The 26683-nt window shown below is 59.0% G+C and carries 30 protein-coding genes; 16 read left to right on the plus strand and 14 right to left on the minus strand.

What is annotated here, in order from left to right; translation table 11 throughout:
* Positions 1-20: 20 nt before the first annotated feature.
* Genes AB4090_RS08520 through AB4090_RS08530 form a run of 3 tightly spaced genes read right to left on the minus strand, consistent with a single transcriptional unit; the run spans position 21 to position 3323 of the window.
* Positions 21-1016, minus strand: a complete 996-nt coding sequence (locus AB4090_RS08520) for an aldo/keto reductase (RefSeq protein ID WP_369573447.1) — start codon at positions 1014-1016, stop codon at positions 21-23.
* Entirely contained in the window at positions 1013-2326 is a 1314-nt protein-coding gene (locus AB4090_RS08525) for a multidrug effflux MFS transporter (RefSeq protein WP_369573448.1), read from the minus strand. The genes AB4090_RS08520 and AB4090_RS08525 overlap by 4 nt, the downstream gene beginning before the upstream one ends.
* Before the next feature lie 16 nt (positions 2327-2342).
* Positions 2343-3323 carry an aldo/keto reductase gene (locus AB4090_RS08530; RefSeq protein WP_369573449.1) on the minus strand — a complete coding sequence of 327 codons (981 nt, stop codon included), beginning with the start codon at positions 3321-3323 and terminating at the stop codon, positions 2343-2345.
* Positions 3324-3427: 104 nt separating this feature from the next.
* Here AB4090_RS08530 and AB4090_RS08535 point away from each other — a divergent pair, with 104 nt between their 5' ends.
* From AB4090_RS08535 to AB4090_RS08555, 5 genes are all read left to right on the plus strand, one after another.
* On the plus strand, positions 3428-4318 hold the full coding sequence (locus AB4090_RS08535; RefSeq protein ID WP_369573450.1) for a LysR family transcriptional regulator: 891 nt from the start codon (positions 3428-3430) through the stop codon (positions 4316-4318).
* Positions 4319-4400: 82 nt separating this feature from the next.
* Positions 4401-4595 (plus strand): hypothetical protein, encoded by a 195-nt coding sequence (locus tag AB4090_RS08540; protein ID WP_369573451.1) that lies wholly within the window; start codon positions 4401-4403, stop codon positions 4593-4595.
* A 15-nt stretch (positions 4596-4610) separates the two neighbouring features.
* Positions 4611-4841, plus strand: a complete 231-nt coding sequence (locus tag AB4090_RS08545) for a hypothetical protein (protein WP_369573452.1) — start codon at positions 4611-4613, stop codon at positions 4839-4841.
* 110 nt (positions 4842-4951) lie between these two features.
* Positions 4952-5188 carry a hypothetical protein gene (locus AB4090_RS08550; protein WP_369573453.1) on the plus strand — a complete coding sequence of 79 codons (237 nt, stop codon included), beginning with the start codon at positions 4952-4954 and terminating at the stop codon, positions 5186-5188.
* 46 nt (positions 5189-5234) lie between these two features.
* Positions 5235-5513 carry a type II toxin-antitoxin system PemK/MazF family toxin gene (locus AB4090_RS08555; protein WP_369573544.1) on the plus strand — a complete coding sequence of 93 codons (279 nt, stop codon included), beginning with the start codon at positions 5235-5237 and terminating at the stop codon, positions 5511-5513.
* Between the two features lie 7 nt (positions 5514-5520).
* Here AB4090_RS08555 and nfsA read toward each other — a convergent pair whose 3' ends face one another.
* The 9 genes from nfsA to AB4090_RS08600 form a co-directional block, all read right to left on the minus strand.
* A complete protein-coding gene (nfsA, locus tag AB4090_RS08560; protein WP_369573454.1) occupies positions 5521-6258 on the minus strand; it encodes an oxygen-insensitive NADPH nitroreductase in 738 nt (245 codons plus the stop codon).
* A 243-nt stretch (positions 6259-6501) separates the two neighbouring features.
* The gene (locus AB4090_RS08565; RefSeq protein WP_369573455.1) at positions 6502-7650 is read right to left on the minus strand and encodes a Fic family protein; all 1149 of its coding nucleotides are present in this window, start codon (positions 7648-7650) and stop codon (positions 6502-6504) included.
* 160 nt (positions 7651-7810) lie between these two features.
* Positions 7811-8290 (minus strand): TspO/MBR family protein, encoded by a 480-nt coding sequence (locus tag AB4090_RS08570; protein ID WP_369573456.1) that lies wholly within the window; start codon positions 8288-8290, stop codon positions 7811-7813.
* 16 nt (positions 8291-8306) lie between these two features.
* On the minus strand, positions 8307-8897 hold the full coding sequence (locus tag AB4090_RS08575; protein WP_369573457.1) for a DUF3833 domain-containing protein: 591 nt from the start codon (positions 8895-8897) through the stop codon (positions 8307-8309).
* Entirely contained in the window at positions 8894-10186 is a 1293-nt protein-coding gene (locus AB4090_RS08580; RefSeq protein WP_369573458.1) for an MFS transporter, read from the minus strand. Before AB4090_RS08580 ends, AB4090_RS08575 begins: the two co-directional genes overlap by 4 nt.
* Positions 10179-10727: a chalcone isomerase family protein gene (locus AB4090_RS08585; RefSeq protein ID WP_369573459.1), complete on the minus strand. Its 549-nt coding sequence runs from the start codon at positions 10725-10727 to the stop codon at positions 10179-10181. Before AB4090_RS08585 ends, AB4090_RS08580 begins: the two co-directional genes overlap by 8 nt.
* A complete protein-coding gene (locus AB4090_RS08590; RefSeq protein ID WP_369573460.1) occupies positions 10720-11940 on the minus strand; it encodes a class I SAM-dependent methyltransferase in 1221 nt (406 codons plus the stop codon). Before AB4090_RS08590 ends, AB4090_RS08585 begins: the two co-directional genes overlap by 8 nt.
* Entirely contained in the window at positions 11937-12701 is a 765-nt protein-coding gene (locus tag AB4090_RS08595; protein ID WP_369573461.1) for a DUF1365 domain-containing protein, read from the minus strand. The genes AB4090_RS08590 and AB4090_RS08595 overlap by 4 nt, the downstream gene beginning before the upstream one ends.
* Complete coding sequence (locus AB4090_RS08600; RefSeq protein WP_369573462.1) at positions 12680-13987, minus strand: NAD(P)/FAD-dependent oxidoreductase; 1308 nt, start codon at positions 13985-13987, stop codon at positions 12680-12682. Before AB4090_RS08600 ends, AB4090_RS08595 begins: the two co-directional genes overlap by 22 nt.
* Positions 13988-14119: 132 nt before the next feature.
* Here AB4090_RS08600 and AB4090_RS08605 point away from each other — a divergent pair, with 132 nt between their 5' ends.
* The gene (locus AB4090_RS08605; RefSeq protein ID WP_369573463.1) at positions 14120-14266 is read left to right on the plus strand and encodes a DUF2256 domain-containing protein; all 147 of its coding nucleotides are present in this window, start codon (positions 14120-14122) and stop codon (positions 14264-14266) included.
* The gene (locus tag AB4090_RS08610; protein WP_369573464.1) at positions 14263-15804 is read left to right on the plus strand and encodes a cryptochrome/photolyase family protein; all 1542 of its coding nucleotides are present in this window, start codon (positions 14263-14265) and stop codon (positions 15802-15804) included. Before AB4090_RS08605 ends, AB4090_RS08610 begins: the two co-directional genes overlap by 4 nt.
* 57 nt (positions 15805-15861) lie before the next feature.
* Here AB4090_RS08610 and pgl read toward each other — a convergent pair whose 3' ends face one another.
* The gene (pgl, locus tag AB4090_RS08615; RefSeq protein WP_369573465.1) at positions 15862-16560 is read right to left on the minus strand and encodes a 6-phosphogluconolactonase; all 699 of its coding nucleotides are present in this window, start codon (positions 16558-16560) and stop codon (positions 15862-15864) included.
* Positions 16557-17273, minus strand: a complete 717-nt coding sequence (locus tag AB4090_RS08620) for a VIT family protein (protein ID WP_369573466.1) — start codon at positions 17271-17273, stop codon at positions 16557-16559. The genes pgl and AB4090_RS08620 overlap by 4 nt, the downstream gene beginning before the upstream one ends.
* Before the next feature lie 106 nt (positions 17274-17379).
* Between AB4090_RS08620 and cysM the strand changes: the two genes are divergently transcribed.
* The 9 genes from cysM (at position 17380) to rpsR (ending at position 26671) form a co-directional block, all read left to right on the plus strand.
* Entirely contained in the window at positions 17380-18264 is an 885-nt protein-coding gene (cysM, locus tag AB4090_RS08625) for a cysteine synthase CysM (protein ID WP_369573467.1), read from the plus strand.
* 2 nt (positions 18265-18266) lie between these two features.
* The gene (locus AB4090_RS08630; protein ID WP_369573468.1) at positions 18267-20252 is read left to right on the plus strand and encodes a hypothetical protein; all 1986 of its coding nucleotides are present in this window, start codon (positions 18267-18269) and stop codon (positions 20250-20252) included.
* A 3-nt stretch (positions 20253-20255) separates the two neighbouring features.
* On the plus strand, positions 20256-20933 hold the full coding sequence (locus AB4090_RS08635; protein ID WP_369573469.1) for a DUF1318 domain-containing protein: 678 nt from the start codon (positions 20256-20258) through the stop codon (positions 20931-20933).
* Between the two features lie 15 nt (positions 20934-20948).
* The gene (rlmD, locus tag AB4090_RS08640) at positions 20949-22271 is read left to right on the plus strand and encodes a 23S rRNA (uracil(1939)-C(5))-methyltransferase RlmD (protein WP_369573470.1); all 1323 of its coding nucleotides are present in this window, start codon (positions 20949-20951) and stop codon (positions 22269-22271) included.
* A 22-nt stretch (positions 22272-22293) separates the two neighbouring features.
* The gene (locus AB4090_RS08645; protein WP_369573471.1) at positions 22294-22785 is read left to right on the plus strand and encodes a L,D-transpeptidase; all 492 of its coding nucleotides are present in this window, start codon (positions 22294-22296) and stop codon (positions 22783-22785) included.
* Complete coding sequence (locus AB4090_RS08650) at positions 22786-24864, plus strand: APC family permease (RefSeq protein WP_369573472.1); 2079 nt, start codon at positions 22786-22788, stop codon at positions 24862-24864.
* Positions 24848-25897 (plus strand): beta-N-acetylhexosaminidase, encoded by a 1050-nt coding sequence (gene nagZ, locus AB4090_RS08655; protein WP_369573473.1) that lies wholly within the window; start codon positions 24848-24850, stop codon positions 25895-25897. Before AB4090_RS08650 ends, nagZ begins: the two co-directional genes overlap by 17 nt.
* Positions 25898-25998: 101 nt before the next feature.
* Positions 25999-26379: a 30S ribosomal protein S6 gene (rpsF, locus tag AB4090_RS08660; RefSeq protein ID WP_369573474.1), complete on the plus strand. Its 381-nt coding sequence runs from the start codon at positions 25999-26001 to the stop codon at positions 26377-26379.
* 10 nt (positions 26380-26389) lie between these two features.
* Positions 26390-26671, plus strand: a complete 282-nt coding sequence (gene rpsR / locus AB4090_RS08665) for a 30S ribosomal protein S18 (protein WP_369573475.1) — start codon at positions 26390-26392, stop codon at positions 26669-26671.
* Positions 26672-26683: the final 12 nt, after the last annotated feature.

The following is a 26683-nucleotide window of genomic DNA, read 5'->3' on the forward strand; positions in this document are numbered from 1 at the left end:
CGGGGGGCTCTGCAGTCAGGTTAGTGGTCTGTCATCGCAAGTACAGCAGCTGGCAATCGATCGCCATACGTTGCGATCTGCGCGGCTGCTTGCCCTAGATCTTCAACTTCCGAGGCAGTCAGCGTAATGTCTGTGGCCGTAAGGTTTTCCTTCAGACGGTGCAACTTTGTCGTACCAGGGATGGGGGCAATCCAAGGCTTTTGAGCCAGTAACCAGGCCAGCGCGATCTGTGCCGGTGTTGCTCCGCGTTGCTCGGCGAAGGTTTTAATCTGTTCCACCAAAACGAGATTTGCTTCACGGACTTCGGGCGCAAAGCGCGGGACGGAATTGCGAAAATCCGTGGCGTGGAACTCTGTGTCTGCGCCGATGGCTCCGGTCAAAAACCCCGCACCCAGGGGACTAAAAGGCACGAAACCAACACCGAGTTGCTCCAACGTCGGTAAGAGCTCTGCCTCCGGCCCGCGGTACCACAGCGAATACTCGCTCTGCACGGCGGCAACCGGTTGCACTGCATGGGCGCGGCGGATGGTCTGGGTACCTGCCTCGGAGAGGCCGAAGTGCTTGACCTTTCCTTCCTGAATCAAATCTCGCACAGTGCCGGCTACCTCTTCAATAGGAACGTCGGGGTCAACGCGGTGTTGGTAAAATAAATCAATGCGATCGGTCCCCAACCTTTTAAGACTGGCGTCTGCCACAGCGCGAATATGCTCGGGGCGACTGTTTAGGCGTCCGCTGCGTTTACCGCTGGCCGGGTCGATGTCAAAGCCGAATTTGGTGGCAATTACCACCCTTTCCCGCATTGGCGCAAGTGCTTCTCCCACCAACTCCTCATTCGCGAAGGGCCCATAGGATTCTGCCGTATCAAAGAACGTGATTCCTAGGTCTACCGCCTCACGGATTAAGGTCATCATGTCTTTATGATCGGCCGGTGGTCCATATGCCGCGCTCATGCTCATGCAGCCTAAGCCTATCGCAGATACCTCCAACCCGCTGTTACCCAATAACCTGTACTTCATGGATGCCCTCCCGGTGTTGAAGAATGATACGATGCAGTCCTATTTGGCAAAAAATGTACGGAGACTAGGCTGCCCATGGCAAAAATCGCAATCACCCATGCCATTGGTCGCGGTGTGCCGTCAGCAAATATGCCGACCAGAGCCGAGCCCAAGATGCCACTGCCGTACTGTATCGCTCCCACTAACGCTGAAACTGCCCCTGCGCGTTGCGGCAGTAGGCCAAGTGCCCCAGCGATGGAATTGGCGACGATGAAGCCATTGGCGGAAATGTATAGACAAAGCGGTAGTACCAACCCAGCCAGCCCGCCCCAGCCGCTCAGTGTTGCAATGAGCAGCCAGAGCACTGAAAGCGCTGCGCCGTAGGTACCGAAACGCAGTAAGCGATCGCTGCCCATGCGTCCTACCAAACGGCCGTTGATCTGATTGGTGATCATAACGCCCAGAATTCCGACCGCGAATAGCAGACCGTAGACCTGAGGTGACACATGGTAATAGGAGATGAAAGCGAAAGGCGTTCCTGCGATATAGGCGTAGACGCCACCGTAGAAGAATCCACCAGCCCAGGCGTAAGCTAGCAGGCGACCGTTACGTAGCAGTTCAGCGTACCGGAAAAATGTTTTGTGCAGAGCTTCCCTGCTGCGATGGTGGTGGGGGAGCGTCTCCGGCAGAATGGTCAGCGTTACCAAAGTCAATAGACCAACGATAACCAGGGTCCAGAAAATTGCCCGCCAAGACGCTACATGCAGAATCAAGCCGCCCACGCTGGGCCCGACCAATGGTGCAATAGCCATTACCGTTATGAGGGTTGACAACATCTTGGCAGCACGCACCCCGTCATACAGATCGCGCACCATGGCTCGTGCAAGTACCACGCTCGCACAAGCCCCAACGGCCTGCACCACCCGCCACACAATCATCACGTTGATATTGGCAGCTAAGGCGCAGCCCGCGGAACCGATGATGAACAGCAGCAACCCCAGCGCCACTGGCAATCGCCGCCCATGACGGTCGGCAAATGGTCCCCAGAACAACTGTCCGACACTGAATCCGATGAGATAACCTGAGATCGTCAGTTCGACCGATCCAGGACTGGCGTGTAATGACTGCGCCATAGCAGGGAGGGCTGGTAGGTATAGATCAGTGGAGATGGAAGCGAATGCCATGAGTATGCTGAGGATGGCCAAAACGAGCAGTCCATGGTCCTCGGCAGGGGAGCGTTGGTCTCTGCGATCATCTGGCTCTAGACGGTTCCGCAAAGACCGGCGGACGGCCGTGCCCGATGTGCAGACCGAGCAAACGTTTTGGGTCACAGGGTGGTCCTCCCAATCAACGATCTACGCGCTGCTGAAGGTGCGGTGGATAGCGGTCGCCGACAATGGTAAGCGACCCTAGTGCGGCGTCAATGGTGCGGAGATCAGAGGCCGTCAGTTCGACAGTTGCCGCCCCAATGTTCTCCTCCAGCCGGTGCAGCTTGGTCGTCCCTGGAATCGGCACGATCCAGGGCTTTTGCGCTAGTAGCCAGGCCAGGGCGATCTGCGCCCGAGTCACGCCCTTGTCTGCTGCTAATTGCCCGAGCACTTCCACAAGTCCTGCGTTGGCTTGGCGGTTGGCTTCAGTAAAGCGGGGAACGAGGTGGCGAAAGTCAGACTTGTCGAAGGTCGTGTGGGCGTCGATTGCCCCAGTCAAGAAGCCTCTGCCGAGCGGACTAAAGGGTACAAAGCCTATCCCCAATTCTTCCAATACCGGTAGCGTGTCCTCTGGCTCGCGCCACCACAGCGAATATTCACTTTGCAATGCAGCAACCGGTTGGACTGTATGGGCGCGGCGGATGGTCTGGGTGCCCGCCTCGGAGAGGCCGAAGTGCTTGACCTTTCCTTCTTGAATCAAATCTCGCACCGTGCCGGCGACGTCCTCAATGGGCACCTGGGGGTCCACCCGGTGCTGGTAGAACAGGTCGATGCAATCGGTTTTTAGACGCCTGAGCGACGCATCGGCCACGGCACGAATCTGTTCCGGACGGCTGTCCAGGCCATTGGCGGCCACGCCCTCAGCAAAGCCAAACTTGGTCGCAATGACCACCTTATCGCGAAAGGGTGCTACGGCCTCGCCTACGAGGGATTCGTTCAGGAAAGGGCCATAGACCTCGGCGGTGTCAAAAAAGGTCACCCCGCGTTCAAAAGCGGCACGGATCAAACGAATCGCCTCCGTAGACTCCGTGGCCGGTCCGTAGCCATGACTCAGGCCCATGCAACCCAGACCGAGTGCGGAAACTTCCAGGCCGCCTTGGCCCAATGTGCGTGTGTTCATGGTAGTTCTCCTGAGGAATAGTAAAGGATGGCAAAACTATAGCCCCCCATTGGTTTATTGATAAGATACGGTAATCGTCATGCCCATATGAAGGATTCTCATAAATGATGACGGAGGACTTCAATGATTTGCTGGCTTTTGTGGCCGTTGCCCAGGCGCGGAGCTTCACAGGAGCAGCGCGACAGCTTGGGATCTCGCAGTCGGCGTTGAGCCATCGCATGCGGTCTCTAGAAAATCGTTTGGGGTTACGTTTGTTGGCACGCAGCACGCGCAGCGTTTCGCCGACGGAAGCCGGTGAACGGTTGCTACAGACCCTCGCGCCGCGTTTTGCAGATATTCATGCCGAACTCGCGGCGCTGCGCGATTTGCGGGAGCAACCAGCGGGTATTATCCGCATTACTACCGCTGAACATGCCGCCAATACCGTGCTATGGCCAAAATTGAGCCAGGTGCTACCCAAATATCCAGATCTGCAAGTTGAAATTAACATCGATTATGGCTTGACTGACATTGTCGCACAGCGTTTCGATGCAGGTGTGCGGCTAGGCGAAAACTTGGAGAAGGACATGATTGCAGTGCGCATTAGTCCGGATCAGCGGATGGCAGTGGTGGCGACTGCGGATTACTTTGCCAACCACAGCCCTCCACAAACCCCTCAGGACCTAACGGAGCACGATTGTATCAACCTGCGTCTACCACACGGTGGGATCCTGGCCTGGGAATTTGAGCGCGACGGGCGCTGTATCAATGCTCACGTGCAAGGGCAATGGGTTTTCAACAGTAGTAGTCCTGTCTTGCGCGCGACCCTGGCGGGTGCGGGCCTGGGTTACGTCCCAGAGGACGTCGCCTTGGAGCATATTGCCGTTGGGCGTTTGCAGCGCGTGCTGGACGAGTGGTGCCCAAGTTATGCGGGCTACCATCTATATTACGCGAGCCGGAGACAGTCCTCACGTGCCCTGGCGGTCATCGTAGAGGCGCTTCGCTACCGTCCATGATGGCTGATGCTGATGCTGATGCTGAGCCGACGAGCTGCCCTATTTGCAGCCCTTTGGCGACGTCAATAAACGGACTTTGTGCTTGGCGGCAAACCTGCCCTTGACTCGCGCCAATTTATGCCCGCTGACCTTTCTCGACGTCCCCGAATCCGCCTATAGCCGAGCCATTCTGGGCGTATATGAAACGACGCGGGTTGCCTTATTGTGCGACCTTTACGTCTGGGCCTATGAACGCTCCACCCAGGAATACCTGGCTATCAAGCGCGATTTGAGCTAGCCAGACCCGCTGCGCTTGGCTTGGCGCGAAGTAATCAAGCAGGCTGTCCGTGAAGTTGTCCTGCATCCTGAACGCGCACCCCTAGATGCCATTGCAAAATGCCTGTCTACAGACGACTTGGGCGCCGACAAAGAAAATGTTGAGGCATTGGTCATGGAAGAGCTGCGCCGGCTCCATGAAGGGGTACTGGCCCGTTACGGACTACGGCCCTCGGAGTTTGCGGAATGGCGATCCCGCCAGCGTTAGCACTACGCTTGCCGCATATTCCGTTGTTTCCAAGGCCGATATGACTCTTCTCACTCAGTGCTAGCGTGTCAGTGCTAGCGTTGGTAATACCGCGGTGATACCCTGAAGCAATGAAAGTCGCCATTTCCGTTCCCGATCAAATCTTCAGCGCCGCTGAGCAATTGGCGGAGCAGTTGCACGTGTCCCGCAGTCATCTCTACGCAGAGGCATTGTCTGCGTATCTTGGTACCCGTGGCGATGCCGCTGTCACCGCCAAGCTAGATGTGGTTTACGGGGTGGAGTCTTGCGGCGTCGAGCCGGGTCTCGCTAAGGCACAGTTGCAGTCTATCAGCCATGAGGCGTGGTGAGATCTGGTGGGCATCCCTGCCGGCGCCAGCAGGCTCCGGACCTGGCATGCGCCGCCCTGTCGTGGTAGTTCAATCGAACCCGTTCAATGACAGCCGTATTGCCACGGTGATTGTGGCGGTCATCACGTCGAACCTAGGCTTAGCTGAAGCGCCCGGTAACGTGCGGCTGAGCAAGTCAGCGTCTGGCCTTGCCAAGCCATCCATCATCAACGTATCCCAAGTGCTGACGGTTGATCGTGCACTGCTCACCGAGCGCGTCAGCGCTCTGTCTGGACAAGTCTTGCGCCGTGTCGAAGAGGGCTTGCGACTAGTCCTCGGCCTTTGAGTCCAGCTCAGCGCCGATTCAAGCCCTGTTCTTCCAGAAAGGCGCGCATGTGGGGCCGGGCTTCTCGGCCGACCAAGGCCGCCACCTCCTGACTCCAGGAATTGTTTTTGGCATTGCTGCTGCGCTGGGCGTAGTAGGCGTGCATCGTCGCATCGTAGGCGGCAATGCCCTCGGCGTCGGCGCTTTCGTCGTAGCCCTCACGTTTGAGGACGACGGACAGGGGCAGGCGCGGTTTCACTTCCGGGTCTTGGGCAGGGTGGCCCAGGCAGAGGCCAAAGACGGGGTAGCTCTGGGTGGGTAGATGCAGAAGATCGCTGATTTCGCGAGGGTGATTGCGCACTGCGCCAATGTAGCAGGTGCCCAGTCCGATGGACTCGGCGGCGATGACACAGTTCTGGGCGAAGAGGGCGGCATCGATGCTGGCAATGAGAAAATGCTCGGTCATCCCGGCCACAAAGGGCGTCTCGGCGCGGGTGCAGATGGCCTCGGCGCGGTGCAGATCGGCGCAAAACACCAGGAAGGCAGCGGCGCTACGGACCTGCTCCTGATCGCCAGCGAGCTGGGCGATGGCGTTCCGCTGCGCCCGGTCTTCCACTTGGATTACCGTACATGCCTGAATATTGCTGGACGTGGCCGCGTGCTGACCACAGCGCACAATGTCGGCAAGGGTGGCCGCGTCCACCGGATCCGGGCGGAACTGGCGGATGGAACGATGGTTTTGCAACAGCGTAAACACGTCATTCATTACAGACCTCACAAAGTTTCAGGGCCAGGGTGCATTTTGACAAAATATGCCAGCAAATGTCCCAACTCCATGCCGGATTGGGGCCGCTGGCCCGATGTGCCAGGGGCTTGCCTGGCATGCGCGGTGCGTGTGCGCGCTTGATGGTGGAGTTGCCCGGCAGCCCGCAATGCACGGTAGCAGGTTGCCTCCGCCTGGATAGACTACTAGCACCCCTGCGGGTACCTGGGGGCCTGCGGGTGTTTGTTACCGAGAGAGCAGGTCAACGTAGGCCTGATAGCTGTAACTCCGGTTCTTTTTTCGGCCGGTCATCTCGGTCACGATGCCCAACGCTTCCAGTGCCTTGACCGCTCCCGTTGCCGTGGGGAAACTGTTGTCCAGTTGCTGGCGAACGCGTTCGATGCTGAAGCGCGGCATCATTGGCAGCATCTCAAACAGCCGATAGCTCGCCGGCCCTGCCTTGGCCGATTGCAACAAGCGCGTACGATCGGTGGCCACCAAGCTGGCGACCGCGATGATGTTCTTCTCTGCTTCGCCCGCAGCGGTGGCCACGCCTTCCAAAAAGAAGGTTATCCAAGACTCCCAATCGCCCTCCGTGCGGATGGCTGAGAGGCGACGGTAGTACTCCCCTTGGTGTTGTTTCAAGTAGCCGCTGAGGTATAACAATGGTTCGGACAGCAATCCCCAATGCTCAAACAGGACCGCAATCAGCAGTCGGCCGATGCGTCCGTTGCCGTCCAAAAAAGGGTGGATGGTTTCAAACTGCGCATGGATCAGGGCGACCTTGACCATCGGCGGCAAATCCGTCGCCCTGCCATGAATGAACCGCTCCATATCGGCCAACAGCGCAGGAACGTGCTCCGGCGGCGGAGGGACGAAGATCGCATTGCCGGGCCGCGTGCCGCCAATCCAGTTTTGGGACCGACGTATCTCGCCCGGTTGCTTGCCTGCACCGCGTGCTCCATCCAGCAGCCGTGCATGTGCCTCGCACAGTAGTCGCACGCTGATGGGCAACCCTTTGGGATTGCGCAGTTGCGCCTGCGTCCAGCGAAAAGCACGGAGGTAGTTAGTCACTTCCTCCACGTCATCGGTATTGCTGACCTGAAAGCCCGCTTCTTCATCGAAGAGATCCGTCAGCGTGGCCTGTGTTCCCTCAATCTGCGAGGTGAGTAAGGCTTCCTTACGAATGGCGCTGTAAAGCAACCAATCTACTGACGGCACCAGTCCCGATACCCCCGCCAGGCGCGCAAGGGCTAATTCGGCCCGCCGATTGGGCTCAGTGAATGCCTCGGGCGACAGCGCCGGATCAGCGGGCGGCAAGGCATAGGGCACAAACGCTTGCACCGGCTCGCCTAGTGTTTTGGAAATCGAATAGATCCCAGCGCTGCGTGTCATTGAAAGCTGCCTTTAGTTCAGCCCGATCAAATTAAAGGACTCTTTAATTTTATACGCAAGCATCGGTAAAGGCCAGTGCGGGGTGTCTCTGCGTCTTGTATCAGCACCGCACCATGGCTGGTCAGGAGTGTCCAGGTCTAGACGCTCTGGCGCCTAAGACTCAGGGCAAAATCGACCCTGACCGGCGATTGAGCCACCACACCGACCCGTTGAGATAAAAGGCTACCCCTAGCCAGAGCAGATAGGGGAGCATCAGCACGCCGGCCAGGGGCAGCAGCCGGTAAAAGAGCAAGGTATCCGCCAGTACCAGCAACACCAGGAGACTCAGGTCGGCCCAGGCCCAAAGCATTTGCCGACGACCGAAAAAAATCCACGACCAGGCCGCGTTGGCCACCAACTGCAGGACATAAAGCAGCAGGGCCAGGGACCGGCTGGCGCTATCGGGAAGTAAAAAAATCTGGGCTGCGGCAATGGCCATCAAAAGATACAGCAGGGTCCAGACCACTGGAAAGACCCAGGGCGGCGGCAGCCCCAGGGGTTTGCGCAGGGTTTGGTACCACGGACCTGGGCGAAAGCGCGCGCCGGTGAAGGCCGTAGCGAAACTCAGCCCCAAGCTAATGCCGTAGATGAGGAAAATCATTGAGGTGCTTGTCCCTCTACTCCGGCGCGCTCATTGCCGCCCGATTGGCCGCAGTATCCGGCAGCTTGTGCATCTCTAGCGTGATATCCCCCGCGTGGAGGCCGTACCAAGTCACATCGGTTTTATCTACCACCACGTCGGGGCTGATCATATACATCCAGTCGTCGGCGTGGAGATTGTAGTAGGATTTGCCGACGGGCTGTTTGACGTCATAGCTCCAGTGCAGGGCAAAGCCATAGGCGTCGCCCTGGGCGCTCTTCACGTCCCCCGCCGACCCTACGGCAGAGCCGGAAAAATGATGATCGCCATCGTCCTGCAAATGCCAGACGCGCTGGGCATGGGTGATCTTGCCGTCGTTGGCAATGTAGGTGAAGTACTCGTCCAAAGTGCCGGTGTTGCCCTGCCAAGAGCCCATCATGCGCACGGTAAAGCGATTGACCACCTTGCCCGAACGGTTCTGAAACATGCCCGTAGCGATGAGGGGACCGTTGAAGAATTGGCGTAAAGAAAACTTCGGCTGGGTGTGGGCGTAGTCCGTGGGGACCGTGGCGCAGCCGGCCAGGGCCAGGGTGGCACCCAAAGGGGCGATAAGATAACGCAGTTTCATAGGGATGCTCCTACAGGGGTGGTGCTTAGGGCAGCGGCGCCTTCGACGCGCTGGGGTTGTAAAAGGACAATGGCGGCCAGTTTGAGCGCGGCGGGGACCAGGGCATAGCCCAGCAGCAAGGCCCAGAGGTTCTTGCCGCTGGCGCTGTATCCCAGGCCTTGCAGGAGGGGCAGAATGAGCCCGGCGCCTAGGGCCGTGGCGGCTTTGCCCACCCAGTTGTAGAGGCCAAAATAGGAACCGGCCCGAGCCGCTGCGTCGCTGTCGGTATGGTCGGCCAGGATGCTAGGGGGCAGGGCTTGATCCGCCCCCAGGGATAGCCCGCTGAACAAGCAGACCAGGGCGTAGCCCCACAGCGCCCCTGGCCCCAGCAAAACCGCCCCCAGAAAGGCCAGGGTGGCCAGGGTCATGGCCCAACGCCAGGCCAGGGCCTTGCCCTGGCGCCGCGAGGTCCACAGCCAGAAGGGCATCCCTGCGGCACCAGCGAGGAAGTAGAGGAGCAAAAAGGCCGGCGCCCATTGCGGGGCCTGGAGGATCTGGTCGACGAAAAAGAAAAACAAGGTCGCGGCGACGGTGTTGGCGCTCTGGGACAGGGTGTACACCCCCAGCAGGCGTGCAGTGTGGGGGCGGCGCAGGGGCTCATAAAAGCGCCAGAATGGACCCTTTTCCGTAGTGCGGACGGGGCGGCGCAGACTCTGCCCCCAGAGGGGCAGGGCGGCAACGAGCAAAAGCGCGGCGAAGGTCAGGGCAAAGGCCGGCCAGGCCCACTGAGCACCCAGCTCCCGATGCAGGAGTGTGGGCAGTACGGCGGCGAGGAGGACCCCCAGCAAGGCCCCTGCCTCGCGGGCGGTGGTCAGCCAGGTCCGGCCCTGATAGCTGCTGGAGAGCTCCGCTCCCAGGGCTTGATAGTTGAGGCTGCTGACGCTGTAGGCTAAGTAAAACAAAAGCAGTGCAGGGGCTAGGGTCCACCACACCGAGACATCGGCTATGGGGTTGAAGAGCATATAGAAACTGAACATCAGCAGCGGCAGGCCCCCAACAATCAGGGCTAGGCGTGCGCCGTGTCCGGCAGCCCAGGCATCGCTCCAGCGCCCGATAAGGGGGTCAACTATGGCATCCCCCAAGCGGGCCAGGAGCAGGAACACGCCAATGCCTGCCAGGGACAGCCCATAGCGGGTTGCGTACAGATGGGGCAGGAGCAGATACACCGGCAGGGCACCAAAGGCCAAGGGCAGGCCTAGGGGCGCGTAGCGCAAAAGGAGTCGCGCCGGCGGGTGGTCCTGCTTAGGCATGCGGTCCCAGGAGCTTTTTGCGCAGACCCGGCACTTTCGTTGCGGGGTCCAGCCAGATGCCGAAGAAGGCTGGGCAAAACGCCGGGTTGTGGATCGTACTAAAGAGCTTGCCGTTGAAGTAGAAGGCCGTGTACTGCTGAGGCACGCACAGGCCCACCAGCTCATCCCCCGGTTTCACGTTGGGGAAGGCGGTTTTCAGTTCCTCGGCAAAGGCGGCGTGGAGGCTGCGACTGGGGTGGCTAAGGCGGTCCATCTGCTCTAGGGAGGTGCGCGCCAGCTCCCGGCTACTGAAGTCCCGTTTATATTGAATAGCCAAGGCAAAGGGTGCCGTCTGGGGGGCGTAGGTCTGGCCATCCACATAGAGCGCGGCGTTGTAGACGTGAAAGAGGAACCAGTAGAGTTGTCCGGCGCCCAGCAAATGTAACTTGGGTTGTGCACTGTACACCACTGTCGGTAGGGGCACGTCAACTTTTCCGGCCCAGGCGGTAGGGGCAGCGATGAGGGACAAGGCCGTGAAACCTGCAAGGGTTAGCCTATGCATGGGCAAGTGTCCACTGGCCAACATCAATGCTGGCTTCGCGGAACCCTGCCTCGCAATATGCCAGGTAAAAACGCCACAGGCGCTGAAAGGTCTGATCGTAACCCATCTCACCAAGAGCTTTACTCTGGGCATCGAAACGTTCCCGCCAATAGCGCAGGGTACGGGCGTAATCCTGCCCAAACTGTTTCCGCCCCATGATTTGCAAACGTGCCGCCTGCAACTCCTCTTGCAGCGCCTTGGGTGAGGGCAAGAAGCCGCCTGGGAATACGTGACGCCGAATATAGTCCGATCCGCTGCAATATTGCGCGTAGAGTTCATCCGTAATATGGATACTTTGCACCACCGCGCGACCGCCGCTACGTAGCAGGCTATTAATGCGACGGAAGTAGGTAGGCCACCAGTCACGCCCCACGGCCTCAAACATCTCGATGGAGACAATTCCATCGTATAGCCCCTTAACCTTGCGGTAGTCGCAGTATTCAAGGCTTGCCCGATGCGTCAAACCGGCTTTTTCGAGGCGCTCCCGCCCGTAGCGCAATTGCTCTTGCGAAAGCGTAATGCCATATACTTGGTATCCTTGGCGTGCGGCATATTCGGCAAACGCACCCCAGCCACAGCCAATCTCCAGAATTTTTGCCCCGGGCTGCAGGCGCAGACTCTCCAATGCCATGGCGTATTTGCGCTCCTGTGCCTGCTCCATGCTCTGCTCGGAATTATCCTCAAAGCAAGCACTTGAGTAGCTCATGCTCGGGTCGAGCCAGAGACGATAGAAGTCGTTACCCAAGTCGTAGTGTTCAGCAATATTCTTGCGACTGCCCCTCTCGGTGTTGGCGCGAAACTGGTCTAACAACCAGAACAATCTCCGCCGCCACCAACTGCCCTGTATCCAGGCCTCCAGGGCCGCACGATTGCGCACGGCAAGTGCGATCAGCTGCGCCGGATCAGTGCTATCCCAGAACCCCTCGAAGTACGCCCGCCCCATGCCTACGTCCCCATCACGCACAATGCGATCAATCACCCGCCAGTTGTAGATGCGCCAGTGCGCGCGCGGCCCAGACTCGGCGCTGTGAAAATTCCAAATATCACCCTCGGGGGTGTGTAACTCTAAAGACCCACATTGCAGATGCCGGTCGAGTAGCTGAAAGAGCAGTCGCGCCTTACGGGTGGGCAGTCTTTTCTGCACAGGCAGAGAGGCAACGCGGGGGGTGCTCATAGGCTAATCTCCTCGGAAGGGGGGACAGGTTTGCGCTGCAGGCGAATACCCGCACGCCAGGTCTTCAGGGCTTCCCAGTGGATGCCAACAGTGACCACGAAAGTCATCAGAGGATTACCGAGCACGACACGCCAAGCGCTAGCGATGGTCAAATCTCGCCGCTTGCCAGCAAGCTGAGTCGCCAAACGAAGTCGCCCCTGTGGATCGAGATGGGTAATATCCACCTGCACCTTCGCCGCATCGAAACGAAAGCGGAAACGGTACTGACCATCCACCGCGAAGAACGGCGAGACATAAAATGCCTTCTCTGCAGTAATCCAGTCGTCTGCGGCAATTACACGCCCATCCGGGTGGCGTACCAGGTAGCTGTGGTGCTCACCAAAGGTATTATTTACCTCGGCCAACACCGCACGAATTTCGCCTTTGCCATCCAACGCCATCCAAAAACTTACTGGCTTGAAGGCGTAACCCCAGAGGCGCGGGTAAGTGACCAAGTAAATCTTTTCAGCAACAACTTGATGGGTCGCAAAAATACTACGAATCCAGGTAGCGAGATCTGCTCCACTGCGTTGTCCATGATCGGCGGCGCGAAATGCCAAGGGTGTCCAGCGACGCAGAATGCTCTGCAACTGTGCCAATTCGCCGATCTCGAAACATAGCTGAAAACCCCGGTAATGGAATGCACGGCGTTTGGGCTGCAGGCGTTGATGCATGACCCGCACCGGCAGCAACGCCCCGGCTAGGTTGCGGTCTGCGGCCATAGAATCGGCTCCTCCTGAGTTTGCACGCTGGGTTCTTGCCAGGGCGCACGCACGCCAAAGGCATTGGCGACCGCAACCGCGCTGCGCATTCCGTCCTCATGAAAGCCATGCCCGAGCCAGGCACCAGCAAAGTACAGTCCGCCCTGCCCTTGCAGTGCATGCAGGGATACCTGTGCGTGCAATGCAGCGGTATCGAAAACCGGGTGAGCATAGGAGATTTCTTGCCAGACGAGGTCGGGATCAGGTTCCCGCTCCGGGTTGAGGGTAACCATGACTGGATCGCGGAAGGGAAGCGGCTGCAAATGATTGATCAGATAGCTGACCGCCACCGGAAGGTCTGCACCACTGCTGCCCTCGTGGTGAAAATTCCATGCCGACCAGGCGCTGCGGCGACGCGGCAGAAAACTTCGGTCACGATGAAGAACGGCTCGATTGGGTTGGTAGCGAATCGCTTTTAGTGCCATACGCTGCAGCCCCCAATGGCTGCCCAGCAGCGCCGCTGCTTGGTCGCTGTGTACGGCGCAGATCACCGCGTCGAAGTCTTCTGCACCGAGCTTGCTGTACACGCGGACACTGTTGCCAGTTGGCTCGAGAGCCTGCACTGGATGCTGGCAGCGAGTGTCTGCCAAGTCTGCCAATATACGCTCTACATACGTTTTGCCGCCGCCGCGCACAGTACGCCACTGCGGCCGGCGAAGTACATTCAGCAAGCCATGATTTTCGCAGAACTGTATGATGGAACGGGCAGGGTACTCTTCCATCTGTCGCATCGGACAGGACCAGATGGCGGCGACCATGGGTAAGAGGTAAGCATCGCGCAGCCACGCCCCGTATCCGCCGCGCTCCAGAAAGGCGCCGAGGCTGATGTCCTCTTGACCATGCCGCAGCCACGCCTTTGCATCCCGATTAAAGCGCAGGATGTCCCGCAGCATGACATAAAACGCTGGGCGTGTGAGATTGCGACGCTGGGCGAAAAGGCTATTGAGACTCGTGCCGCCCCACTCCAATCCCAGGGCAGGTAAACGAACACTAAACGACATATTGCTCGCTACTGTTTCCACGCCCAGTTCGGCAAAGAGCCCGAGCAGGTTGGGGTAGGTCCAGTCATTACAGACCAGGAAACCCGTGTCTACCGGAGCCGTGATCCCCTCGTGATGAACGTCGACCGTGTGGGTGTGCCCACCAAAGCGACTATCCGCCTCCAGGAGCGTTACCTGGTGGCGCTTGCGCAGTAACCACGCGCTGGCCAAACCTGATATCCCGCTACCGACTACTGCAATCCGCATTTCTCTTGTCTCCGGTGCTTGGCCTGTCTGTTTATCTACGTTCCACGCGAGAAAGTGGATGCACCATGCATTGCAGTCCCTTTCTTCTGTACATATTATGTATAGTACAAAGTTTATGCAAGGTGCAAGTAAGTGAAAAAATCAGAATTGCCTCAGAAGATCTGCCCCGTCTGCAATCGGCCTTTTTCCTGGAGAACTAGCTGGAAGAAAGACTGGGCAGAAGTGAAATACTGCTCGGCGGCCTGTCGTGCCAAAAAAAAGAGGAAAGACAAAGCATGAACATTTCTCGCCTGATTTTGATCCTCGGCGATCAACTCGAGGCTAGTAGTCCTGTGCTGGACGATCTCGACCCGCAAACAGACCTTTGTGTAATGATCGAAGCGCGCAGCGAAGCGGTGCTCGTCTGGTCACACAAACAGCGCATCGCACTATTCCTCTCTGCCATGCGTCACTTCGCCGCACAACTGCGAGAACGTGGCCTGCCGTTACTTTACCAAGAGCTCACGTCCAGCAATTGCGCCTCGCTCACTGCGCAGCTCGATGGCATTCTCGCAACCTACCGACCCAGCCGACTTGTTTGCGCCCGCCCCGGCACCTGGGCCCTGCGCGAGGAAATCATGGGCCTCTGCCGCAAATACGCCGTGCAGTATCAAGAGCAGGAAGATCACCGCTTTCTCTTCCCTCTGCAGGAGTTTGATACCTGGGCGGGCAAGCGCAAACAGTACCGCATGGAGCACTGGTACCGGCACACACGCAGTCGCACGGGAATCCTCATGCAGGGGTCGCAACCACGGGGCGGAAGATGGAACTACGATGCCGAAAACCGCAAAAGTTTTGGTCGCGAGGGGCCGGGTTGGTTGCCTGAGCCCATGCTGTTTTCGCCTGACGCGATCACGCGCGAGGTGATTGCACTAGTAGAGCAGGAATTTCCTGATCACCCCGGAGAACTCACCTCGTTTGCCTGGCCGGTAAGCACGGAGCAGGCGAAGGCAGCGCTGCAAGACTTTGTGCAGCAGCGCCTACCAAGTTTCGGTACATTTCAGGATGCCACCTGGCCAGGCGAGGTCTGGCTCTATCATTCTCGCATATCCGCAGCAATGAACCTCGGTCTGCTCGATCCACAGCAAGTAATCGATGCGGCACTTGCCGAATATGAGTCTGGGCGGGCACCCTTGGCGGCGGTTGAAGGCTTTGTCCGCCAGATCCTCGGGTGGCGCGAGTATGTGCGCGGCATCTACTGGCGCGAAATGCCAAATTATCTGCAACATAACGCCTTACAAGCGCATCAGCCACTACCGCAATTTTACTGGACCGCTGATACGGAGATGGCCTGCCTGCGCGATGTACTCCGTCGCACCCTGCAGCACGGGTACGCACATCATATCGAGCGCCTTATGGTCACGGGCCTCTTCGCCCTGTTGCTGGGTGTCGAACCGCGAGCCATTCACGAGTGGTATCTAGCGATTTATGTGGATGCGGTAGAGTGGGTAGAATTACCCAATGTCATCGGCATGTCACAGTATGCGGATGGCGGTATGTTGGCATCCAAGCCTTACGTGGCGAGCGGGCAATACCTGCAACGTATGGGTGGCCACTGCTCGCGCTGCCCCTACAACCCTTCGCAAGCCAGCGGCGAAAAGGCCTGCCCTTTCACCACTCTCTACTGGGACTTTCTGCAGCGCCATAATGAGCAATTCTCCAAGCACCCACGTACGGCGTTGCAATGGCGCAATTTGCAGCGCAAATCCGCTGCCGAGCTGCAGGAAATACGCACCCAAGCACAAGCACTTCGTGAGCGCATGCGCACTAAATTCTAGGACCGAGAACGACTGGTTACCCGGCAAGTCCAGCGGGGAATTTTCGCAGAAAATTCATCAGCCGCTCGCCGGCGCCGCAACTCCCCACGCTGCGGCATCGAGCCAAATATCGGCGTTAGCGCCAACGCGGGCAGCGGGGAGATCCTCTCCGGCACGCCAGCGTTGGATAGCAGAAGCTTTGCTTGCGCCAGTAATAACGAAAAACAAGGCACGAGTGTCGCGCAGACGCGCTGCACTCAAGGAAACCCGATCCGCGGGTGGTTTGGGGCTATGATGCACTGCCAAGGCGGCGGCAACGTCGACAGCAAAACCCGCTTCCTGGCCGGGGAAGAGGCTGGCACAGTGGCCATCCTCTCCCATACCCAACAAAACCAAGTCGAAGCGATGCGCTGGCAATTGCGCAACGTAAGCGGCGGCAGCCGTCTCCGCTCCCCGCTCGGCGGCAATGATGTGATGCTGCTGCGCCGGGATTGGACAGCGCCCCAGGGCCGAATCCTGCACCAGGCGGGAATTACGTTCAGCGTCGTCCACGGGCAAGCAGCGCTCGTCACCATAATATAGATGCCAGCGTTCCCAGCTTGCACCAAAGCCCGGCAGAAGCTCATAGACGGCCTTGGGCGTGTGACCACCTGCCAGGACGAGATGGAAGCTATCACGGGCGACTATGGATTCCTGTGCCAGGCGCGCAATGGCGCCTGCCAGGCGCTCAGCGAGCCGACCTGCGTCGGGGTATAGGTGCCAAATGGGAGTGCTCATCCGACGGCCGTACCGAGCAAATGACCGATGACCGTCGTGGCGCCCAACGACAACGCACCCCAGATCAGGACGCGGGCGGCACCGCGCCAGATTGACGCCCCCCCCGCCCAGGCGGCAAGCGCCCCGAGGCTGGCCAGCAGTAGCAGGGTCAGAACGTAGAGCACTGGCAAGAGCATCGCAGCAGGCGCCAACAAGACTGCCAACACCGGAAATATCGCTCCAAGGGAGAAGGCAAGCGCAGAAGCTGCAGCTGCCTGAACCGGGCGAGCGGTGGCCACCTCCGTCAAGCCCAATTCATCGCGGGCATGGGCAGCGAGGGCATCATGTTCCATGAGCTGGACGGCTACCTGCCGTGCCAAGGGCTCATCCAGGCCCCGTTGCATGTAAATGTGCGTGAGTTCGAGAAGCTCCAGCTCGGGATTTCTACGAATGGCATGTGCCTCTGTCTCGAGATCAGCGGCCTGGGTATCTGCTTGGGAGCTGACCGAAACGTACTCACCCGTCGCCATGGAGAAGGCGCCCGCTACCCAAGCGGCGATTCCTGCCAATACCAGGGCGTGCGTTCCCGCTTGCCCGGCCGCCACGCCGGTAAGTAGGGCGGACGTCGAGAGCAGGCCGTCATTAGCGCCGAGGACGCTCGCACGTAGCCAGCCAGTTTGCGTATGGTGATGATGTCCGTTGTGATGTACCGGTTGCACCGCGGCACTGCTCATGGGCGTCCTCCCGTTTCCTCTTTCTTGCCATCATAGTCAGACGCAACGCTTGGGTCTACGTCGACGCGGTGATAGCCTAAGCACACTGAAACCAAGAGGTAGGCAGATGAGTGGCTTGGCAGATTTTGTCGGCAATACCCCGCTGTGCGAGCTGCGGCGGCTCAGTCCCAACCCGCGCGTACGCATACTCGGCAAACTCGAGGGCAACAACCCCGCTGGTTCGGTCAAGGATCGGCCTGCCCTCAACATGATCCGCCGCGCCCTAGAACGCGGTAGCATCCGGCCCGGCGATCGCCTCGTTGAAGCCACTAGCGGCAATACGGGGATTGCCCTCGCCATGGCCGCCTCCGTCGAAGGTCTCAAGATCACCCTGATCATGCCCGAAAATATGAGTATCGAACGGCGGCAAGTAATGCGTGCCTTTGGCGCAGACATTGAACTAAGCCCTGCCGAGGCCAGCATGGAAGGCGCCATCGATCGGGCCCGCGCCATGGTCGCTGCTGGCGAGGCGATCATGTTCGATCAATTTTCCAACCCCGACAACCCCGAGGCACATACCTTAACGACTGGGCCCGAGATCTGGCGCGACAGTCGCGGGCAGATCACCCATTTCGTCTCGGCCATGGGTACTACCGGCACCATCATGGGTACTGGACGCTACCTGCGTCAGGTCAATCCAAACATCCAGATCGTTGGTGTGCAGCCCGCCGCCGGCGCCAAAATCCCTGGCATCCGCCGCTGGCCAAAGGAATATCTTCCCAAAATCTATCAACCGGAGATGGTCGATCAAGTCGTCGACATCGGAACCGAAGAGGCAGAGGAAATGACCCGCCGGCTGGCCCGCGAGGAGGGAATTCTCGCCGGCATTTCCTCCGGTGGCGCCGTTGCCGCCGCACTACGAGTAGCCGAAACCCTGGAGCAGGGTTTTCTTGTCGCCATTATCTGCGACCGCGGCGATCGCTACCTCTCTACCGGGGTTTTCCCCGCCTAAGGATGATCGACACTCCACCGGCAACGGTCCTGGAGATCCGCGCTGCCAGCATTCGCGGGCCGCAACTGCGTTTGCGTGACCTACGGATCCAAGCGCAGGGGCCGAGTCCGCGCAATTTGCGTTGGCAACTGCAAAGCGGCGCGGCGCAGAGCACCGGGGCCATGCATTGGCAACAATTCCATGCGCAGGGACAGCTGCAGACACATTCTGGTGCTGCCGAGCTACGGGCCGATGCGACAGTCCGCGGTAGCGTCCTGGGAAACCTCTATCTCCGCGGGCAGGGGAAAATTAGCAGTCGTGCGGGACAGCTGCACTTACGACTCACGGGCAAGCAGATCGGCTCTTGGCAAGGCGAATGGCACAGCGCGGGACATAGTGCCTGGGCGGCCCATATCAATGGCGCAGGTACTGCGGCAATCCTGCTGCAGCAGTGGTTCCCTGCAACCTGGCAGCCGCAGGGAACGCTGCAGGCATCCATCAGCGCTCGCGGCGCAAGCTGGCAGAATTTGCAGGAAGCACATCTGCACGCCACCCTCAGCAAATTGCAATTCAGTAGCCCGGACGGGCTGCAGGCATTGCAGGATGGGGCGTTGCACCTCGATACACAGCTGACGCAAACCAACAACATTTGGTGGGGAAACACAAAACTGCAATGGCTGCGTGGCGCAGCCCTTTGGAGCCCCTGGTACACCAGCGCTCCCCCACAGGGGATCACCCTGAACGGGCACTGGAACTACAGAGCCCATCACTGGCAAGTAACAGAGGCCGATCTGCGCTGGCCCGGCATGGGGCAGGCCCGCTTTTCTGCGGCTTCGCGGCCCGGCGCCACAACACCCACGATAGACTTGCAGCAAGCCTCGTTACATCTTCAGCCGCTGTGGCAGACCTGGTTGCGTCCTCTACTGCCGAGCAGTGGTCTCGCCCATCGACTCGAGGCACGCGGGCAATTGCAAATTTCCGGGCGCTACACCGCTGGCGGCCTCAGCGCCCTGCGCTGGCAGCTACAGGATGCGAGCCTACACGACCCGCAGGGCCAGTTCGAGCTACAAGACATCACCAGCCAAGGGGCCTGGCAACAGCACGAAACCAGCTCCCATGCCGAGCTACGGTGGCTCTACGGCGGCTTTTATGGCATCCCTTTTGGCCCCCTGGATGCGCAGTTTCTTCTACGCGGACACGCTGCCGAGCTGCAAGCGCCGGCCGTGGTGTCGGTGTTGGGCGGCCGTCTTCATGTCAATCACTTGCAAGCGAACTGGCAGAGTGCCTCGCCAAGTGTTGTACTGAGCGGTGGCGTCGATCATATTCAGCTCGGGTCCCTCACCCGCACCTTCGGCTGGCCGCACTTCAGCGGCACCCTTGCAGCACAAATTCCACAACTGCGCTATCACCAGGGTAATCTCAGTACCAGCAGCATCATGCGCGCCCATGCCTTTGGCGGCGAAATCCGCATCGATGGGCTCTCGTTGCAGGGCCTGTTCACGCCTACGCCGCTGTTACAGACCAACATTCAGCTACAAAATTTGCAGCTCAAACCACTGACGGATGTCTTTCCGATTGGCTATATCAGCGGGGTGCTCAATGGCAAGGTCAACAAACTCTCTTTGCTGAACTGGCAACCTGTCTCTTTTGACGCGAAAATCGCCACTCATCGCGATCCCGCCGTTCCCCAGGAAATCAGTGCCGCCGCCATCGAAAAGCTGACCAAGCTCGGCGGTGGGGGCGTCAGTAGCGTTTTCCAAAACCTCTTTCTGCAGTTTTTTCGCAAGTTTTCTTATGCCAAACTGGGCATAGGTGTAGATTTACGGGATGGTGTTGCGAATTTATCTGGGGTGGCCAATGCCCAAAATGGAGGCTTCTATCTCCTCAAGGGACAGGGACTGCCGCAAGTGAACATCATCGGCTACAATCGGCGCAGTAATTGGCAGGAGCTACTGAGCCGCCTGCGCGCCGTTATGGAAGGCAAGACGCAGGTTGCCACAGGAGACTAACACGTGAACGCTACCCAAATACGACATGGCCTTCGGGCCCTGGCAGTCCTCGCACTCTCATTGACCCTGGCGGCCTGCGTGACCGTCAACATCTATTTCCCCGCAGCTGCAGCGCAGAAGCTTGCAGACCAAATGGTCGACCAGGTCTATCATGCTGCGCACCAGGGACACGTAGATATCCAGACCGTCCCGGAGGCCAAAACGACTGCGCCTGCTGCCTCGGCGGCGCCCAGTGCCTGGCGACAGGAGCAGGAGATACACCCCGAACAGGTACTGGGCTATTTAACGGATGTCGTGTTCCGCTCCGTGAGTGGTACGGCGCAGGCCGCTGCCGACCTCAATGCCTCCAGCCCTGCGGCACAAGCTGCCAAGGCAAATGTCGAGGCACAAGCCCGAGAGCTTAGCCCCTACTTTGCCAACGGCGCCATCGGCTACACCAACAATGGTCTGGTGGCCCTGCATGATGCCGCTGCCGTGCCACTGGCGCAGCGTGCGGCGCTACCCGGTCTGGTCAGCAGTTACAACTCGGCTTTGCAAAATCTGTACACGCAGATTGCCGATGCCAATGGTCACCCAGAGTGGGCCAGCCAAATTCAGGAGAGCTTTGCCCGCGCCTGGATTGCCAAGGCACCGGCAGGCTACTGGCACCAAGGCCCTAGCGGGCAGTGGCAGCGCAAGTAAGCATCTTTCCTTCCTATGACTCGTTCTAAGCCCATACGCGGGCTAGCGCCCTGTACCCTGAACATCGCCTCCCTGGATGGGGATGGTGTGGGTGTCGGGCGCATTGACGGCAAAGTCACCTTTGTTGCCGGTGCTCTCCCCGGCGAGCGCGTTACGGCACAAGTCTATGAAGGCACAGCACGTTATGATCGCGCGCGCTTGCTGGAGGTACAACACGCCTCAGCGCAGCGCGTGACCCCGCGCTGCCCGCACGCCGGGGTCTGCGGTGGCTGTAGCCTGCAACACCTGGAGGCATCGGCGCAGTTGGCGGTCAAGCAACGCCATTTGGAAGAACAACTCTGGCAGATCGGCAAGGTGCGTCCGGAGCGCATACTGCCCCCCATTGCCGGCCCGAGCTATGGCTACCGGCGCAAGGCACGACTCTCGGTGCGGGTGCCCGCTACCCGTGGCGTGCTGGTGGGCTTTCGCGAGCACCACTCCAGCTATGTCGCGGAAATGGAAAGCTGTGCCGTGCTCGACCCAAGGGTGGGGGAACATATCCTTGACCTGCGCGCCCTGATCGCGCGCTTGCACAATCCGCGCTGCATTCCCCAAATCGAAGTGGCCTGTAGTGACGATGTCGCGGCGCTGGTCATTCGTCATCTGGAAGCACTGACACCTGCAGACGAGGAATTGCTAGCGCTCTTCGGGCGCACGCATGGCCTGCAGATTTGGTTGCAAAGCGCCGGGCCAGATAGTCTGCGCTGCATTTCCGAAAGCGATCCCGCGCCCCTGCACTATGAGCTGCCGGAATATGGCCTGCGTCTCGCCTTTACGCCATTGGTCTTTACCCAGGTCAACGCCAGCATCAATCCGGTACTCATCCGTCGCGCCATCGCCCTTCTCGACCCGCAACCGGGCGAACATATCGCCGATCTCTTTTGTGGACTGGGCAACTTCACCCTGCCAATCGCCCGGGCGGGAGCCAAGGTTTTGGGCATTGAGGGCGAGCGTCGACTAACGGCTCTCGCCAGCGCAAATGCAACAGCCAATGGGCTGGCAGCGCACACGGAGTTCCGTTGTGCCGATCTCACGCAAGAGAGCCTGGACGAGGTGCTTGCCGGTCATCCCGTACGCAAGTTGCTCATCGACCCACCGCGCAGCGGTGCCCTGGAGATTCTCAAGGGCATCGGCCCGAATATCCAGCGTTTGGTCTATGTCTCCTGTAATCCCGACACCCTCGCCCGCGATGCTAACTTCCTCGTGCAGCAACTCGGTTTTCGCCTGCGTAGCGCCGGCATCGTCAATATGTTTCCCCATACCGCCCATGTGGAATCCGTTGCCCTCTTCGAACGCTGAAACACCCGCACATTGGCTGTGGGTGCAACCTGCCCGGCAACGCTTGCTGGAGATGGATGGCGGGGCAGCTACGGCAAATTGGCCTGTATCTACCGGCCGCGCCGGGCTTGGGGAAGCACTGGGGAGCGGCAAGACACCGCGCGGCTGGCACTATGTGCGCGCTCGCATCGGTACTGGGTTGCCGGCAGATGCTGTACTACGCGGCCGGCGTTGGCGTGACGAAGAACGCTGGGAGCCAAGCTCACGCTTACAAGATCCGATCCTCGCCCGCATCCTCTGGCTATGCGGATTGGAGCCAGGGCGCAACCGTGGTGGCCAGGTCGATACCTTTCGTCGCTATATCTACTTGCATGGCACCGCCGACATAGCGCATTTAGGCCAAGCTGTTTCTGCTGGCTGCGTACGGCTTGCGCCAGACGCCATCATTGATCTCTTTCCTCGTTCTACTGCGGGCTTGCCCGTACTCATCGCTGATACCTACGCGTCTTTTCCCTGGCCGAACAGGAGAACCTGAGTGGCACGTTTTCGCTTTCCCCGCTTCAATCGCGCGGTCAACGTCTTCAATCCGCACCTCTTCGAGAATCTCTCGCTGGCAGCGTTTCTTGCGTGGGTCGGTTTAGGTTCCGATGCCCTTTCCTCCTCTGCCTATGGTCCACCAGAAATTTACTATGCCCTCAAAGGACACGAATACCTGTCGGTGTTCTTGGCAATTGGCATCCCCCTCACGGTATTCATCATCGCCGCCGGCTACAAGCAGGTAATCGCCCTCTTCCCGGAGGGCGGTGGTGGGTACCACACCGCGACCACCCTGCTCGGCCCCTTGGCCGGACTGGTCAGCGGCTCTGCCCTCATTGTTGACTACGTGCTCACCGCCGCCATCTCCGTCGCCTCCGGTACCGAGGCCGTGCTCAGCATCCTGCCGGCAAGCTGGTATCAGGAACGTATTCTGCTCGATTTGGTCATTTTGCTCTTCCTGATTTTCCTCAATTTGCGTGGCATGAAGGAGTCGATCAAGATCCTCTTGCCTATTTTTATCGGATTTCTGATCACCAACGGGGTCATTCTCGGCTGGGGTCTTCTCAGCCATGCGGGCGAATTCCCCCATGTGGCGATGGCAACCATCCACGGGGCACAACACGACAGCATGGAGTATGGCTGGATCTTCATTATCGCCCTGGTACTGCGCGCCTTCAGTCTGGGCGGTGGTACCTACACCGGTTTGGAGGCCGTCGCCAACGGCGTACACATCATGCGTGAACCGCGAGTGCAGACCGGACAGCGGACCATGACCTTGCTCGCCACTTCGCTCTCTCTGGTAGCTGGCAGCCTGATCTTTCTGTATTTGCTCTACCATGCCCAAGCACAGGCCGGCGAGACCCTAAATGCGGCACTGTTCCATAGCATTACCGCAAACTGGCAAGTTTTCGGGATCAACTGGGGAAACTGGGCAACCCTCCTCGCCCTGATCACCGAAGGGCTGCTCCTCTACATCGCCGCCAATACCGGTATCATCACCGCGCCGATCGTCATGGCCAACATGGCCGTCGATCGCTGGCTGCCAGAACGTTTTTCCTATCTCTCAGACCACTTCGTCTCGCGCAACGGTATCTTGCTCGTTGGCTTTTCCTCGATCGCGATCCTATTGGCTACTCAGGGCCATGTAAGCGTCCTGGTGGTGCTCTATAGTATCAATGTGTTTATCACCTTTACCCTGACCATGGCGGGTCTGACCCGGCACTGGTTCAGTCAACGCAAAGGCGACAAACCCTGGCTCGGCAAGCTGATCATCAGCATACTCGGCCTGATTGTTACTGGCTTCATTCTGATCATTACGATTTTCGAAAAATTCGATGCTGGTGGCTGGTTTACCCTGCTCATTACCAGTATTGTGATTATGCTCGGCTACTTCATCTACCGTCATTATCGCTCGGTCAGCAAGCGCACCCGCGAACTCGACGAAACCATGCTCGACGTAGTCCCAGAAAATCTGGAGCCGGGGCCGGCACTTCCCCTCGACCCACGCGGGAGCACGGCAGTGTTTTTCGTGAATCGTTTCGATGGCGTGGGTCTCCATACCCTGCTCACCGCCCATCGTATGGTGAAGGGCTTCGTCAAAAACTACGTGTTCTTGTTAGCGGGCATCGTCGGGCAAGGCGAGTTCAAGGGCATTGAGGCTGTAGAAGAACTCAAGGTCTATACCGAGGCTGAAGCCAACCAGTATGTTGCCTACTGCCGCGCCCAAGGCATGGCAGCGACCTGGTTTGCCACCTATGGTACGGATCGTATCCAAGCCATGGAGGACCTCGCCAGTGCCGCTATCCGGTATTTCCCCAACAGCATCTTCTTTGCGGGCCGGGTCATAGATTCGAGTCAAAACAGTACGTTGTGGAGCATCCTCCATGATGAGGTTTCCTTCATCATCCAGGACCGTCTGCAGAAGGACGGTTTCAGCATGATGATCGTGCCGGTGCATGTACGCGGCATGCCCAACAATCTTCCGGCAATTTCGTTGCCCATCGATATGCCCCCGGATCTGGAGCTGGTACAGCCGGAGAAAAAGGAAAAGAGCGAAGAGAATGCCAAATCCAATTGAATTAGCCCTTGGTCCGCTGATGGTCGACATCCCCGGACCAATCCTGCGGGCTGTGGATCGGGAGCGATTACAGCACCCGGCAGTTGGCGGCATTATCCTCTTTTCCCGCAACTGCGTGGATGCCGTGCAAGTGCGTGAGCTCTGTAGCGAAATTCACGCCTTGCGCCAGCCACAACTGATCATTGGCATTGATCAGGAAGGGGGGCGGGTGCAACGCCTGCGCGAGGGCGTCACCCGGTTCCCGCCGCAGGCCAGTCTCGGTTGGGCAGCGGAAAGTGACGGCCTGGACCGCGCCCGCGATTTGGCGGAAATTTGGGGAGAATTACTTGGCTACGAGTTACGGCAGTTGGGTATCGATCTCGATTTCACCCCTTGCATCGACCTCGACAGTGGTGTTTCTTCGGTGATCGGCGATCGTGCACTGCACAGCGATCCGTACATCGTTGGCGAATTGGCCAGTCACCTGTGGCAGGGGATGGATCGTCAGGGACTAAATGGAGTGGCCAAACATTTCCCCGGCCACGGTAATATCGCTGGCGATTCGCATCTGGAATTACCGATTGATCTACGCCCACTCGACGAGCTGGAGGAAGATCTGCGCCCCTTCCATCGCTTGGTAGCTGCGGGCATCCCCGCCATCATGCCGGCCCATGTGCAGTACTCCGCGCTAGATGAATTACCCGCCGGCTATTCGTCATACTGGTTACAGAAGGTCTTGCGTGCGGATCTGGGCTTTACTGGCATCATTGTCAGCGACGACCTGAGCATGGCCGGTGCCGTGGGTGCGGGCAGGATCGAGCAGCGTGTCGATGCCGCACTCGCCGCTGGCTGTGAGCTGCTCCTCATCTGTAACGACGAGGCTGCTGCCGATCAGGCCATGCAGCATTGCCTGACGCGCAAGCTTTGCGCACCGCGCCTGACCCTTCTGCGCGGGCAAGACAGTCCAATCGACCCCACCCGCCTCAGCAGCTACCGCGCCGCAATCGAGGAGCTACGGGAGCGCTTCGCCAAGCGCTTCGCCAAGCCCTTGTAATTCCTCTGTCAGCGCGTAGAATACGCGTTCCCCCTTTGTGGTGGTTATCTCCTTGTTCGGGCGATGGGCGTCCGGGCTCTATGATCCGTAAGGAGCATGCATTGCGGCATTATGAAATTGTGTTTCTGGTCCACCCTGACCAGAGTGAGCTGGTACCCCAAATGATCGAGCGCTATCGCGGCATGATCGAAGGCGATGGCGGCAAGATTCACCGCTTGGAAGATTGGGGCCGTCGGCAACTCGCTTACCCTATCAAGAAGGCCCATAAGGCCCACTACGTCCTCATGAATGTGGAATGTACGGCACCCGCCTTGGCCGAATTGGAAGATGCCTTCCGCTTCAGTGATGCCGTATTGCGCCATCTGACCCTGGCGCGCGACGAAGCTGTCACCGAAGGCTCACCGCTGGCGCGCGACGAAAGCGATCGTCACGAGCGTAGTGAGGAAGAGCAAACAGAAAGCATCTCAGAAAGCGTAGAGTAAGGAGCAGACAATGGCATTCCATAAAGATAGAGACAGAGATAGAGATGGTGACGGCGATCGTCGCGGCGGAGGCGGTGGCTTTTCCCGGCGGCGCAAAACCTGCCGTTTCAAGGCCGAAGGCGTCAAAGAGATCGACTACAAAGATCTGAAGACCTTACAGGCCTTTGTTGGTGAAACCGGCAAAATCGTACCCAGCCGTATCACCGGTACCAGCGCCTTGTATCAGCGGCAACTGGCTACGGCCATCAAGCGCGCGCGCTTCCTGGCATTGCTGCCCTACGTGATCCGCTAATACGCTGGCGCT

It is taken from the genome of Acidithiobacillus sp. IBUN Pt1247-S3, from assembly GCF_041146875.1.
Taxonomy (GTDB): domain Bacteria; phylum Pseudomonadota; class Gammaproteobacteria; order Acidithiobacillales; family Acidithiobacillaceae; genus Igneacidithiobacillus.